The organism is Hirschia sp., from assembly GCF_058892565.1.
In genome coordinates this window covers 50,861-66,107 of sequence record NZ_JBZXVU010000033.1, presented here as the reverse complement: position 1 = coordinate 66,107, position 15,247 = coordinate 50,861, and the positions used below count along the sequence as shown (strand labels likewise).

9 protein-coding genes are annotated in these 15,247 nt (G+C 43.6%); all 9 read left to right on the top strand.

What is annotated here, in order from left to right; translation table 11 throughout:
* Positions 1-121: 121 nt before the first annotated feature.
* Positions 122-2,902 carry a TonB-dependent receptor gene (locus AC5EF3_RS13015; RefSeq protein WP_493548348.1) on the top strand — a complete coding sequence of 927 codons (2,781 nt, stop codon included), beginning with the start codon at positions 122-124 and terminating at the stop codon, positions 2,900-2,902.
* A 168-nt stretch (positions 2,903-3,070) separates the two neighbouring features.
* Positions 3,071-4,702: a family 43 glycosylhydrolase gene (locus AC5EF3_RS13010; RefSeq protein ID WP_493548347.1), complete on the top strand. Its 1,632-nt coding sequence runs from the start codon at positions 3,071-3,073 to the stop codon at positions 4,700-4,702.
* A gap of 122 nt (positions 4,703-4,824) precedes the next feature.
* Positions 4,825-5,862, top strand: coding sequence for a LacI family DNA-binding transcriptional regulator (locus AC5EF3_RS13005; RefSeq protein ID WP_015828626.1), 1,038 nt, complete (start codon positions 4,825-4,827; stop codon positions 5,860-5,862).
* A 295-nt stretch (positions 5,863-6,157) separates the two neighbouring features.
* The gene (locus tag AC5EF3_RS13000; protein ID WP_493548346.1) at positions 6,158-7,573 is read left to right on the top strand and encodes an MFS transporter; all 1,416 of its coding nucleotides are present in this window, start codon (positions 6,158-6,160) and stop codon (positions 7,571-7,573) included.
* A gap of 40 nt (positions 7,574-7,613) precedes the next feature.
* Positions 7,614-8,759, top strand: coding sequence for an endo-1,4-beta-xylanase (locus tag AC5EF3_RS12995; RefSeq protein ID WP_493548345.1), 1,146 nt, complete (start codon positions 7,614-7,616; stop codon positions 8,757-8,759).
* A 21-nt stretch (positions 8,760-8,780) separates the two neighbouring features.
* On the top strand, positions 8,781-9,743 hold the full coding sequence (locus AC5EF3_RS12990) for a glycoside hydrolase family 43 protein (protein WP_493548344.1): 963 nt from the start codon (positions 8,781-8,783) through the stop codon (positions 9,741-9,743).
* 365 nt (positions 9,744-10,108) lie between these two features.
* On the top strand, positions 10,109-13,213 hold the full coding sequence (locus AC5EF3_RS12985; protein WP_493548343.1) for a TonB-dependent receptor: 3,105 nt from the start codon (positions 10,109-10,111) through the stop codon (positions 13,211-13,213).
* A gap of 217 nt (positions 13,214-13,430) precedes the next feature.
* Positions 13,431-14,177, top strand: coding sequence for a SapC family protein (locus AC5EF3_RS12980; protein ID WP_493548342.1), 747 nt, complete (start codon positions 13,431-13,433; stop codon positions 14,175-14,177).
* A gap of 13 nt (positions 14,178-14,190) precedes the next feature.
* Positions 14,191-15,234: a cupin-like domain-containing protein gene (locus AC5EF3_RS12975; protein ID WP_493548341.1), complete on the top strand. Its 1,044-nt coding sequence runs from the start codon at positions 14,191-14,193 to the stop codon at positions 15,232-15,234.
* Positions 15,235-15,247 lie beyond the last annotated feature (13 nt).

Below are 15,247 nucleotides of genomic sequence, written 5' to 3'. Positions count from 1 at the left end.
TAAAAAAGCACACCAGACAAAATATACGGGCATTCAATATCTTTATGTAAAAAACTAAGCTTGACACCGGTGGCATTTTAAATGACACCGGTAGCATAACTAAATTCCGTGGGAGGATATAATGGACGATAATCGTAAATTTGGAATTCTGGCTGGCGTATCAATGATTGCGTTCAGCGTAGGTATGGGACCAGCCTGGGCTCAAGAGACTGCAGAAGCAGCAGCACCAGAAGTGACTGAGCAACGTACGCTTGATACTATTGTTGTGACTGGATTTCGTCAGTCATTGAGTGAAGCGCTAGATGTTAAGCGTAACACAACAGGATCAGTAGATGCGATTTTGGCGGAAGACATTGCTGATTTTCCAGACCAGAACCTTGCTGAATCATTGCAACGTATCCCCGGTGTTGCAATCACACGCGAAAGCGGTGAGGGGCGCGAGATTACTGTACGTGGTCTAGGTGGAGAATACACACGTGTTCGTGTGAATGGTATGGAAGCTATCGCCGGTACTGGTGGAGCATCAACTAACACAGGCCGTGGTTTCGACTTCAACGTTTTTGCTTCTGAGCTGTTTAACCAGATCGTTGTATACAAAACAGCATCAGCTGAGCTGGATGAAGGGTCTCTTGGTGCGGTCGTTGACTTGAGTACTGGTCACCCATTGGATTATGAAGAAGGTTTGACAGGGGCAGTAAATGTTCAAGGTCAATATAGCCCGCTTTCAGAAGCTGTAACACCACGCCTTTCAGGTCTTCTATCATATAAAGATCCTAATGGTGTTTGGGGTGTTTCTGGATCTGTAGCGTATTCAAAAACAGAAACAGTGAATGAAGGTCAGAACACTGTTCGTTGGCAAAAAGCTCGTTTCCAATCCGTTGGCGGCGTAGATTGTGTTGCTGACCCAAATGACACTGGATGTGCAACTGTAACTGATGCTTTCCACCCGCGTATTCCGCGTTATGGGCAAACAGATATTACTGGTGAACGTCTTGGTTTGACAGGAAGTTTCCAATGGGCACCAACTGATGCAGTTAAGCTGACTATTGATGGTCTATATTCCGAGCTTGACGGTACACGTGAGCAGCGTTTTGCTGAAGTTCTGTTCCGTGGTAATGAAGGTGGAATGGACGTACTGGATTACACTTATGATGCAAGTACGAACAATCTAACAAGCATGACAGTGAACAATGCATTCGTGCGTAACGAATTGTTCGCTCAAGGTTGGAATACGAAGTTTAATCAAGTTTCGGCCCGTTTGGAGCACGAATTCACAGACACTCTACGTGGTGATTTGTTGATTGGTACATCTAAGTCAGAGCTGACTGTGCCGTATGAAACAACTTTCATGATCGACAATACGTCTTACGACAATTTCTTCTATGACTATAGCAATGACGAGTTTCCGGTCATCGCATTTAACGGTCAAGACGTAACTGACCCTGACACATTCTACTTGAATGAATTCCGTAACCGTCCGGCTGCTGTGAACCACGGCTTCGACACAATTTCTTATTCTTTAGAAAAAGATGTTGCTGATTCATACACATTGTCTGGTGGTTTGACTTACAAAAAGTTCTCGTTTGACCGTTATGGCGCTCGTGCTGATACAAGCGCATGTGCATCTGGATTGGTTGATTGTAGCATTGATGGCGTAAATGGTCTTGATGTAACAAGCGCAAACACTGACCTCTACACATTTGGTGGTGATGTTGGTGATGGATCAACAATTACATGGTTGGTGCCAAACCTTGATGCATGGGCTGATGAGACAGGTATATATAACATTGAGCCGACTCCGCGCGTTTCAGACATCTATGAAGTAGAAGAAGAAGATCTTGGTGCATTTGTTAAATTTGCAGCAGATGTAGAGCTTGGTGGTCGCGGACTGCGCTACGACATTGGTGTGCGCTATGCTGAAACTAAGCAAACTTCTACAGGTACTGTAAGCGGAAGTAATGTTGTTATTGAACGTGAGCCATACTCAGATGTGCTACCGTCAATTAACATTGCTTATGATTTGACTGATGACATTGTTCTTCGTGCGGCTGCGGCTAAAGTTATGACACGTCCGGGTCTTGGTAACCTTACACCAAACTCAAGCGTTGATAGCTTTAACTATAAGGTTTCTGGTAAGAACCCATTCTTGAACCCAACACGTGCTACAAACTTTGATATTTCTGCTGAATGGTATTTTGCAGAAGATGCATTGTTCTCAATTGCTGTGTTCCACAAGGATATTGAAAGCTTCCCAATTAGCACAGAAGTCACAGGTACTTTTGCGTCAACTGGTTTGCCTTTAGATGTGTTGCAACCAACATCTCCAACTGCAGAAAACCCAGAAGGTGGGCCATTGGAATCTTGTAACCCAGCAAATGGTGGGTCTGGATGTTGGACAATCTCAACATTGGGTGATGGACCAGGTGCTAAAATTTCTGGTGCAGAATTTAGCTTCCAAGTTCCTTTCTCAACGTTTACAGAGCTAGCATTTGTGTCCGACATGGGATTTGTTGGAAACTACACAATGGTTGATAGTGATGTTGACTACACATTCGGTTCTGAAGTGATTTCTGAGCGTCTTTTGGGTATGTCTAAATCTTCATACAACGCGACAGTGTACTATGAAAATGACAAGCTATCTGCTCGTATTGCTGCGGCTTACCGTGATGATTACATCACAAGCACGAGTGGTAACTCAAACGTATTTGAAGGTTATGCGCCTTCATTGCGCGTCGACTTCTCATCTTCATATAGCTTGACTGAGAGCCTTGGTCTTAGCTTCGAAGCGCTGAATCTGACTGATGAGTACACAGATCGTTTCACTGACCTCGAAAATGATCGTCGTTACGAATATGAGCACACAGGTCGTGTATTCATGGTCGGCGCGAAGTATAAATTCTAGTTGAAGCCATTTTTAATGGCTTTGCAGATGACTCAAAATCTCCCGTGAACTGAGTCCTAAACTTGACCCGAAGTCTTTGAAAGGCTTCGGGTTTTTTAGAATAGGGTGAGGTTTTGAAAAGATTCGATTTTTTTGAAAATTAATTACCGCCTTAGAGGGGTTTGAATTATGAAAGATATTTCGAGACGGCAAGGGTTGGCGTTGTTGGGGCTTGGAGCTGCAGCTGCCTGCAGTAAAGCTTCTGAAAATTCCATAGAAAGTTTGCCGCATAATAAAGAGTCTTCAAAAGCCGAGCCGCGTGTTTGGGGAAAAGGCTATGAAGGGCAAAGAATCGCTGATCGCGGAGATGGCACTTTCCTAAATCCAATATTTGCGGGGGATCACCCAGATCCAGCTATATTGAAAGATGGCGATACATATTATGTCACGTTTTCATCATTTGAAGCTTATCCAGGGCTTCTGATCTATCGCTCATATGACCTTGTAAACTGGGAACCACTTAAACCAGCCTTGAGCAAATATATTGGTTCGGTGTGGGCACCTGATCTGATCAAGCATGGTGATAGATTTTATATGTATATTCCGGCTCGCACGTCGGACTACAAATCAAATTATGTGATATGGGCTGATGATATTGAGGGGCCTTGGTCTGATCCGGTGGATCTGAAGCTTCATGACCATATAGATCCAGGGCATATTGTTGGAGAAGATTCTAAACGTTATTTGTTTTTATCCAATGGCGACATGATTCAGCTTTCTGATGATGGATTGTCAACTGTGGGAGAGGTCAAGCACATATATGACCCATGGATGTACCCTCAAGAATGGGATGTAGAGTGTTTCTGTCCTGAAGGTCCTAAAATGCTGCGCAAAGGGGACTGGTTTTATATGCTAACAGCTGTTGGTGGAACCGCAGGCCCGCCTACAAGTCACATGGTAATCTCAGCGCGTTCTAAATCGGTATTTGGTCCGTGGGAACATGCGCCAAACAATCCACAAGTGCGGACTAAATCAAGGGATGAACAATGGTGGTCGCGTGGGCATGCGTCTTTAGTTGAAGGACCTGAAGGCAAATGGTGGTTGATTTCTCACGGTTATGAAAATGGCTATTGGACGCATGGTCGTCAGGCCCTGCTTGAGCCTGTGAAGTGGCGAGATGACGATTGGTGGGAATCAGAAGGAGGGGATCTGTCATCTTCTTTTCCTGTGCCTAAATCAGATAAAAAAGTTAAGCACGGAATGCCTTTCAGCGATGATTTTGCTGGACCCGGTTTAGCCCCGCAATGGGCATTTTTTAAACCTAGCCCAGACGAATATGACCGTTTATCAATTGGTTCTGGGACGCTGGCTATGAAGGCTAAAGGTTTGGAACCAAAGGATAGTTCTCCTTTGTGTTTTAAAGCCGGAGATTTAGCTTACCAAATAGATATTGAAGTCGAGCGTGACCCCGGCGCACGAGGCGGATTGCTGGCATTTTACAATGAGAATATTTATGCCGGTTTAGCCTTTGATGATGAAGGTTTCATTTTTCATAGATATGGAATGGAGCGCAGACGCCCTAGAGACATTCCTAAAGGTGTGGAGCACTTATTTTTGCGAATGAAGTATGACCATCATATTCTGACTTATTACTATAGCTTTGATAATGAAAGCTGGAATAAATTTGAAGTACAGATGGAAGTGTCTGGTTATCACCACAATGTAGGATATGGTTTTTTGAGTCTAACGCCAGGTATCTATGCTGCACGTGATGGCGAAGTTCGCTTTTCAAACATGAAGTACAAGGCACTCAATAGATAAACCTTGTAGACACTATTGTATTGTAAGTCTTGCGCTTCACACGCGTAAGACTTACACAATGGCAGTTGGAAAGCTGAATTTTATATTTTCAACAGAGAGTAAAAAGAATGCAAGGACGACGAATGACTGAGGCGCAAAACAGTGTTAGTCGTCGTTTGACTATTGTTGATGTGGCGAGAGAAGCAAATGTCTCGGTGAAGACAGTTTCCAGAGTCCTCAATGATCAAAAAGGTGTTGGCGAGACAACGCGTCAGCGGGTTCGTGATATCATGAATTCGATGGGATATCAGATCAACAAGGCGGCTAGGGATCTGAGATTGAATCGGCCCACACTCGTAGCCTTGGTCTTGGACAATCCTACCACCCACATGAGTGCGTATAATGCTGATTTGCAGATCGGCGCGATGCGGGCTTGTAATAAAATGGGATATTATCTCATCGTGGATGACTTTGGTTCGCAAGAATGTATTTTTGAAGAAATACTTGAAAACCCTGATCTTGCTGGAATGATTATCGCACCAAGTCTGGCTGATAATTTCAATATGCTGAATACTCTGGATAAGAGGGGGATTCCATATGTCCGTATTGCACCTCAAAGTGAAATTGATAGGTCGTGCTCCGTATTGATAGATGATAAATCAGCTGCTTATGAGCTTGGTGAGCATCTATTGGAGTTAGGGCATACAAGAATAGGGATTATCAAGGGACACCCTCAACATCGTGTCAGTGAAATTCGATATCAGGGTGTTGTGGAGGCCTTCTCTTCAGTTGGGATTTCTATAGACCCTAAACTTGTTTTGCAGAGTTTCTTTGATTTTAAATCAGGTATGGAAGCCGCAGCTAAATTATTGTGCCTGCCTGATAGGCCTACGGCTATTGTCGCAGCAAATGATGATGTTGCAGCCGCAGTTGTGGCTGTCGCGGCAAAAAAAGGCATCAAAGTTCCAGAACAGTTATCTGTCGTTGGATTTGATAATTCTCCTATATCTCAATCTATTTATCCCTCTCTAACAACCGTCAATCAGCCGGTTATTGATATGTCCAGAATAGCAGCCGAGTTGCTCATTACGGGTGCATTATCAGGAGAAGAACAGACGCGACGCGTTGAATTGGATTATGAGGTTGTATTCAGAGATTCGACATCTCAACTGCGTAATTGATCCAAGAATTCCTTCCTGCGTAATCTTTTTGTTGCCGCATTTCAAAAAATGGCTATAGTCCTCAATGAGACAACGATGGACGTAAATCTGCAGCAGCGAATTTATATGTTCGCGATACTGGGTTGAACGTCAAAGTTTCAAATGGGTCTAAGGCGAGTGCAATTGTGCAAATCGTCTAGGTAAATGAGAAATTATGACCGCGCTTACTGCATCTATTTTGGATGAAGTAGGGGATTAGAAGTCAAAAACTCATTTTTACTTGGTTTAAGGCCGACCATTGTATTGAGGGTGAGGAATGAGTGTAGTTAGCGAACAAAAGTTGAGCGTTACTGAAAAAGTGGGTTATGCGACGGGAGACCTTGCCGCGAATCTTGTTTTTCAAACTTTGATGACATTTTTAGCGTTTTTTTATACCGATATTTATAAATTACCGACAGCAACTGCAACCATGCTCATATCGACAGTGGGAATTGGTGCTGCTTTGATTATTAATCCGGTTATGGGGTTTATTGCTGATCGGACCAATACAAAATGGGGGAAGTTTCGTCCTTGGATTTTGTGGACAGCCATTCCATTCGGTGTGATTGCCATTTTGACATTCTCAACTCCTGATTTCGGGCCGCAGGGGAAGGTTATATACGCTTTTGCGACCTATACTCTTTTGTTGGTCGTCTACGCTGCGAATAATCTTCCTTATTCAGCGCTGAGCGGTGTCCTCACGGGCAGCATGTCTGAACGCAATAGTTTGTCATCTTACAGATTTGTGGCTGTGATGCTGGCGCAATTTATTGTTCAGGTCTTCATGTATCCAATTGTTGAAATCGTCGGTGGTGGGGATCAGGCAGCAGGCTTTGGAAAGGTTATGACCTCCCTTGCAATATTGGGGTCTTGTTTGTTGCTCGTGACTTTCTTCACCACTAAGGAAAGAATTGTTCCTAAAGCTGATCAGGTTTCCAGCGTCTTTCAAGATGTTAAAGACATGGCATCCAATCGGCCTTGGGTCATCATTCTTGCTCTTACTACGATGATTTTTCTCGGGCTTGCCCTCAAAGGTGGGATGTATATCTACTTTTTTGAAAATTATATGAATGAAAAATCTATGGGGGATTTCTTCCAAGGTTTGGGGTTCTCTAATATTGAAAATCCAAGTGCATATGCTTTTGGTATTTTTAATGGCGGCGGCATCATCATGATGATTGTCGGAATATTATTCTCAAAATATTTGGCTGATCGGTTTGGTAAAAAAGCGACTTTTGGCGGGGCTTTATTTGTTGCAACTTTGTTTGTGATGGCAATTTATCTTGTACCTTCAGAAGCTGTTCTAATGGTTTTCATCGTTCAGATATTACACGGTTTCTTCTATGGGATCACGGTGCCAATCTTGTGGGCGATGGTGGCAGATGTGGCAGATTTCTCAGAGTGGAGAACAGGCCGACGTGCAACTGCGATTGTGTTTTCTGCAATGATGATCGGATTGAAGCTTGGTTTGACTTTTGGGCAGACGGTGCTGACAGCGACGTTAGGCTTGTATGGCTATGATGCGACGCTAGCGGTTCAAAGTCCCGAAACAATTCAAGGAATTAGGTTTGGAGTCAGTGTGTTAGCTTCAGTTCCTTTCCTCCTAGGGTGCGGTTTGTTGCTGATATATGAGATAGATAAAAATATGGAAAAGACAATTGAGCGTGAGTTGGCAGAACGGCGCCAAGCTTAAGTTGGCTGTTTTTGTAATTTAAATCCGAAGGCAAATTAAAATGAAATTTCATCTCGTCACAGCGTCTATTCTTTCGCTCTTCTTGGTTGCGTGTTCTGAAAAATCACCTTCTGTCACAACAGATGCGAGACCTTTAGAGCAGGCACAAACATCGTTGAAAGATGCTTATATTGATGCGTTTCTGATTGGAGCTGCATTAAATGAAGATCAAATCTATGAGCGTGATTCTGAGGTTGATGATATAATTACATCGCAGTTTAATTCCATTGTTGCTGAAAACTGCATGAAAGCAGAAAATATTCATCCTGAAGAGGACGATTTCTTATGGGAAGAAGCTGACGCTTTTATTGCTTTTGGCTTGAAAAATGAGATGAGCATTATTGGTCATACATTGGCTTGGCATTCTCAAACACCAGACTGGTTATTCGTTGATGAAAATGGTGAAGACGTCAGTCGTGACGTTTTGCTTGAGCGTATGCAAAACCACATCACTACGATTATGCAGCGCTATAAAGGTAAGGTGAAAGGGTGGGATGTTGTCAATGAAGCTATTCTTGATGACGGTTCCATGCGGGAAAGCAAATTCTATGAAATCATAGGGCCGGATTGGGTGGAGCAAATGTTCATTTTTGCCAATCAGGCAGATCCAGATGCTGAGCTGTATTACAATGATTATTCTATGGCCATTCCAGAAAAGCGTGAAGGAGCATATGCGCTTGTGAAGGGGATGCAGGACAAAGGCATTCGTGTCGACGGCATTGGTATGCAAGGGCATATCAATTTGGATGGACCGACGTTGGAAGCCTTTGAAGAAAGTCTGTTGCGATTTGCAGAACTTGGTCAGGTTATGATCACTGAATTGGACGTTACTGTTTTACCTTGGCCGGGGACTGAGGTGGGAGCTGAAGTTTCAATGTCTGTTGAGTTTCAGGACGAATTTAATCCGTATCGCAACGGGTTAACACCGGCAGTTGAGGCGCATTTACACAAGCGTTATGTAGAAATGTTCTCTTTATTTCATAAGCACGCCGACAAAATTGACAGGGTCACTTTGTGGGGAGTTACAGACGCTAATTCATGGCGGAATGACTGGCCTATGGATGGACGGACGGATTACCCTTTGTTGTTTGATCGTGCCAACAAACCCAAACCGTTTGTTCAAGAAATCATCACTATTACAAATTGAATTGAGACTAAAGTAAGTAAAATGAGACACTTAGTACGCCATCTATATACTGCAGATCCATCGGCACATGTTTTTGATGGCCGCATCTATATTTATCCATCGCGAGATGTTGAAGGGGGAATTCCTTTCAACGACAACGGTGATCATTTTGATATGAAAGACTACCATGTTTTTTCTATGGATAGTGTCGATGGAGAGGTGATTGACCATGGTGTTGCGCTTCACGTGGATGATGTACCATGGGCTAAGCGCCAAATGTGGGCTCCTGATGCTGCGCGCAAAGACGGTAAGTATTATTTCTATTTTCCTGCCAAAGACCATGATGATGTATTTCGTATTGGCGTTGCAGTGGGAGAGCGTCCAGAGGGACCATTTATTGCGCAAGCTGAAGCGATTCAGGGGAGTACAAGTATAGATCCCGCTGTTTTCGAAGATGATGATGGCAGCCATTACATGTATTATGGTGGTATTTGGGGAGGGCAACTTCAGCGTTGGAAAACCGGTGAATATACGGAAGACGACTCTGAGCCAGCCGATGATGCGCCAGCACTTTGTCCTAAAATGGCCCGCATGCGTGAAGACATGTTGGAGTTTGATGAAACTCCCAAAGATGTTGTCATCTTAGATAAGAAAGGTGAGCCTTTAAAAGCGGGTGATCACAATCGTCGCTTCTTTGAAGCGGCTTGGGTGCATAAATTTAATGGTAAATATTATTTCTCTTATTCAACTGGGAATACGCATCTTCTTTGCTATGCGGTTGGTGATTCTCCGTATGGACCATTCACATATGGCGGCGTGATTATGACGCCTGTGGTTGGGTGGACGACGCATCACAGTATTTGTGAAGTCGAAGAGAAATGGTATCTCTTTCACCATGATAGCAAATTATCCGGCGGCGTTACGCATTTAAGAAGTATAAAAATTGCAGAGCTTAAGCATCGTTCGGATGGTACAATAGAAACACTGGACGGGATGGCGGAGTAGAATCAAGAAAATAACTGATTTTTAGTAGCTGAAGTTACTTGCAAAAAGAGGTTTTTTCAATATTCTGACAACGGTAGACAATTTTGCGTAGTGTGGCTTTTGAGTTTGTTGCTGTGTTTTGTGGATAATAACATAAATAAATACAGACACTTAAAAAAGTTACATTGAGATAATTTGTAAAGTAAACTGAGGGTTAGTCGAGAATATTGCGTTGACCACTCTTTTTTAAGGGTATAGAGACAACGTTGGACCTAATGGAGTTGGAAGTCCTTAGGTAATCGGGGGTGTGGACTAAAAAATATTCGAGTTTGCATGCTTCGAAAAATAAAAATTAAAGTCGAAGAAAAAATTCCTGGGAGGAAAAAATGAGTAGTAATAAAGTTCTACATAATTTCGGATTTGGTTTGGGCTTGTTGAGTGGTGTTTCCGCTCTGACAATAATGGCTACGATGCCTGCTGCTGCTCAAGAAGCAGCACAAGAGGCGGCTGAGGAAGAAAGCCGCACATTGGATACTATCGTCGTAACAGGTATTCGTGCATCTATGCAAAACGCGATGGACATGAAGCGTGATGCAAGTGGTGTTCTTGATGCGATTTCTGCTGAGGACATTGGTAAATTTCCAGACACCAACCTAGCTGAATCATTGCAACGAATCACAGGTGTTTCTATCGACCGTCAGAATGGTGAAGGTTCTGCAGTAACTGTTCGTGGTTTTGGTCCTGGTTTCAACCTTGTTACATTTAACGGACGTACATTACCGACGGCTGATATCGAAGCGGTTGGTTCTCGCGGCAACTATGGTATTGGTGGAGGTCGTAACTTTGACTTCTCAAACCTTGCGTCTGAAGGTGTTAGCGCACTAGAAGTTTACAAAACAGGTCAAGCTATTTTGCCAACTGGTGGTATTGGTGCAACGATCAACATTGTGACACGTAAGCCGCTAGATACAGATGGCTTTGATGCGACGGTTCAGGCTAAATTTGTCAATGATACAAGCGTTGAAGCTGGTGATTCTATAACACCTGAGCTTTCTGGTGTTATGAATTGGTCAAACGATGCTGGTACATTTGGTGTCGGTGTGTTTGGATCATACTCAAAGCGTGACTCCGGCGCGCCTACAATGCAGATTAATGACTGGATCACACGTGAAGCTGGTGCTGATGGAAGCATTGATAGCTCGTACCTGCGTGGTGATGGATCAACAGTTATTACGAATGGGCCTGAGCCTGGTCAGCTTTACGCTATCGCTCAAGACAGTCGCTATGACTTCTCCGACATCGAGCGTGAACGTATTAATGGTCAGTTAGTTTTACAATACCGTCCTATGGATGCTTTGACACTGACTGCGGACTATACTGTTGTAGCAAACGAGTCTTCTGAACTTCGCTATGAGCAAACAAACTGGTTTGCGACACCAATGGATCAGATCACATTTGCTCACGATGGGCCTGTTGCAACTGCGATTTTCATGCAGGAAAACAACAATGGTTCAAAAGATATCGGTTTTGAACAAACAGACCGTGCGACAAAAGACCAATTGCAATCTCTTGGCTTTGGTGCTGAGTGGGAACTTAACGACTCAATGAGTGTGATCTTTGATGGTCACACATCTAAAGGTAAGTCGGCCGGTAACAACCCATTGGGCCACATCGCAACATTTGTGACATTTGGTGCTCCTGTTATCCAGCAACACTCGGTTGACTACAGTTCAGGATACCCTGTGCAATCATACACAACCAACGATTCTGTACGCGGAAACGGAAACGGTGTTTTGGACTCCGGTGATCTTGGAACACAGGTTCAACGTTCTAACACGGGCCAGATGACGCACGATGTTGATGAATTTGATCTGCGTTTTGTTTGGGAAAACGACAATTCCAGCCTGACAGTTGGTGCGAACCGTCGTAACACTGAAATGAACCGCATACAGCTTACAACACAGCAAGACCTTGGTTCTTGGGGTATTGGTAACCCAGGTGATGTTGAGCAATTTGCGCCAGGCTTAGTTGAGCAATTCTGTATATCTTGTACTTTTGACGACTTGTCAGTTGGTCAAGGTGACATTGCGTTTAAATCATCACCAACGGAACTTTTCCCGCTATTCCAAGCAGCTTATGCTGGAAATGCAGTCACAACAGGATCTAATGATAACACTGTAAGTGAAGACATTACTTCTTTATTCGCTCAGTTCGGCATGGAATCTGAATTTATGACGAAGCCGGTGCGTTTGAACGCTGGTTTCCGCTATGAAGAGACAGATGTTGAAGCAAGCACTGTTCAAACTATACCAACAGGTATTATTTGGGGTTCTGATAACGATTTCCTTGTTACCAACAATGGTGGATCAGAAAACCTAGCCCAAGAAGCAAGTTATGATCACTTGTTGCCAAACTTTGACTTCTCAATTGATCTAACGGATAATTTGGTTGCACGTGCATCTTACTCTAAGACAATCGGTCGTGTGGGTTATTCACAGTTGTTTGCATCGACTACCGCAGATGCGCCCAACCGTCCAACAGCGCTTGGTGGTACTCTGACAGGTAGCTCTCAAAACCCTGGATTATTACCTCTTGAATCTGAGAACTATGATGTTTCTCTTGAGTGGTATTATGGCGATGCAAGTTATGTATCCGTTGGTTACTTCAACAAAGATGTGCAAAACTTCACTGGACAAGGTGTTGTAGAGCGTAACTTATTTGGTTTGCGTGACCCAGCATCGGGAGCAGCCGGTTCAGTTTCTGGTCAAGCTCTAGATCTGATAAATGGTATTGCAGGAGTTGACCAATCTGAAGCGAATCTCTTCACAATGTCAGCTCTGATCATTAAAAATGGTGGTGATCAAGCCGCAGCTTCTGCTGAATTCCAAGCTGCTCTTGGTACAGATGGTGCATTGGCGACAGCTCTTCCTCAGAGCTATGTTGACCAAGTAGCAACTGACTATGACATAACAAGTGCCGCAACTGATCCATTGGCAACATTTGCAGTGCAACAACCAACTCAGGACAATGATGGTAACATTCACGGTTATGAGTTTGCTGTTCAACACTTCTTTGGTGACACTGGATTTGGTCTATCTGCAAACTACACTGTTGTTGATGGTGATGTTGTTCTTGATCCTGGCGCATCTATCAATGAGAACCAATTTGCTCTTGTTGGTCTATCTGACAGTGCAAACTTCGCTGCGATATATGAAAAATATGGTTTGTCAGCGCGTTTAACATATAACTGGCGTGATACTTACCTCACACAAATCAACCAAGGTGGAGACCGTTCAGGTATCTATGCTGAGGATTATGGTCAGTTTGACATGAACGTTAGCTATGAAGTGAATGACCACCTTGGTCTATCATTTGAAGCTATCAACCTAACTGGTGAAGACCAACGTCAATATCACCGTGTCACAAACCAAGTTTATTATGCATACGAATTATCACCACGCTTCGTGGCTGGTGTTCGTTACAAATTCTAAACTTTGAAATAGATCTCTCTCTTCTTTAAAATTAAAAGGAGAGAGAGCCTGTTTGTAGGTAAATGAAGAAAGCCGTTGACCTCGTCACCGGCTTTCCATTCTTTTGCTTCTATATGATTATCTGATACGCATTAGATACTGCCAAACCAATTGCCTTTGTTGTTGAAACATGGCGAGATCAGCGCAACTATTCCATTTTGAATGTGAGTAAACCGATATGTCGAAAATTGTTCTTCTAAATAATATTGATCATCAAGATTTACGTGTTGGTGTTATGCGAGGGGCAGCCTTTGGGGATAGTGTCAACCAAGTATTGGTCGTTCCGACGGAATTTCAAGAATTGCAGCGTGAATATCCCATCTTCCTTCGTCGGGATAATAATGAGATTAAAGCAGTCGCATTGCTTGGACTAGATCCAGGTGAAAACCTTTACCTAGATGGGAATGATTGGAATGCTCGTTACATTCCAGCCATTCAGGCGAGGGGCCCTTTTTCAATAGGACTGCAGAAATCAGAACAAGCTGGTGAAGAGCAGGTTGAAGCAAAGATCAATATAGACATGGATCATCCGTCAGTGGGCAAGGATGAAGGATATCCTTTGTTTTTACCTGAAGGCGGCAATGCGCCGTATCTGGAGCATGTGAGTGCTATTTTGCGCTTGTTGCACGACGGCGTAAATCTCCAGAATGATTTCTACAATACGCTTGACGAAATGGGTTTGATTGAAGACATCGTGATGAAAGTCGATGTTAATCCGACCGTAAGTTATGACATGCCCGGTTTTTTGACTGTTGGGTTGGATAAATTGCGCAATTTGGATGGTACGAATTTGGAGAAGCTTAGCAGGTCTGGATATTTGCACCTAACCTATTTGTTGGCCTCTTCTACTAGTAATATCAATCGCTTAATCGAGATGAAAAACAGAAAGATCCAAGCGGCTGAGCTAAATACAGCAACATCGTAAAAGAGGTGGTGGATTGAGTGTATTAAGTGGCTGCCCCAAAACACAGATTGTGGAGGTTGAGAGCCTTGATGCTCTGCCGTTTCGTGAACTCGCGGCTTTAAACAGTCCAGTTATTGTAAAGAATATCGCGGGGCATTGGCCAATAGTGGAAGCGGGGAAGTGCTCTCACCATGAGGTAATGCGCTATCTTGAAGGCTTTTATTCTGGTCGACCTGTGACGCTTTACACACTCGCTCCTGAACATCAGGGCCAGCCTTTCTACGATGAAAATCTCACGCGTATGAATTATACAGCTGAAAGGGTGCCTTTACAGAAATTCTTTGATCTAGTGCGCGAGACATTTGATATTGAAGGGCTTAAAAATGGGTATTATGTAGGCTCCACAGATCAAAACCAATTTTTCCCAGGGTTAGATGCGGAAAATGGACTAAAGCTAGAAACTTATTCGCTATTTGAAATTGGTCCGGTTTTAAGCTCATTGTGGATGGGTGGACAGACAACTGCTCGCGCTCACTATGACATGTCCAACAATATCGCTTTTTGTGTTGCTGGTAAGCGGAGGTTTATTTTGTTCCCGCCCGATCAAATCCATAATTTATACCCAGGGCCGCTTGCGCCAACGCCGGGCGGTCAGGTGTTGACCATGGTTGATATTCACAAACCAGATTTTGAGAAATACCCCAAATTTGAAGAAGCGATAAAACATGCTCAGATTGCAGAGTTGGAACCGGGCGATATGCTTATGTATCCAGCGCTATGGTGGCATCAGGTCGAAGCATTGGCACAATTCAACATATTGCTAAACTATTGGTGGAATAGCGTTCCAAGCTTTGCTGATTCACCTATGAACACATTATTACATGGACTGATTAGTTTAAGGGACCGTCCACAATCCGAGAAGGATGCTTGGCGAGAGGTCTTTGATTATTATGTTTTCAAGGATGGCGGCAATTCAGCATCGCATTTACCCGAGCATGCGCGTGGCCCGCTTGGCGAGATGGATGGTCACATTGCGCGGCAATTACGGGCGCAGCTACTACAAAAATTAAACCGATAATAATAAATAAATC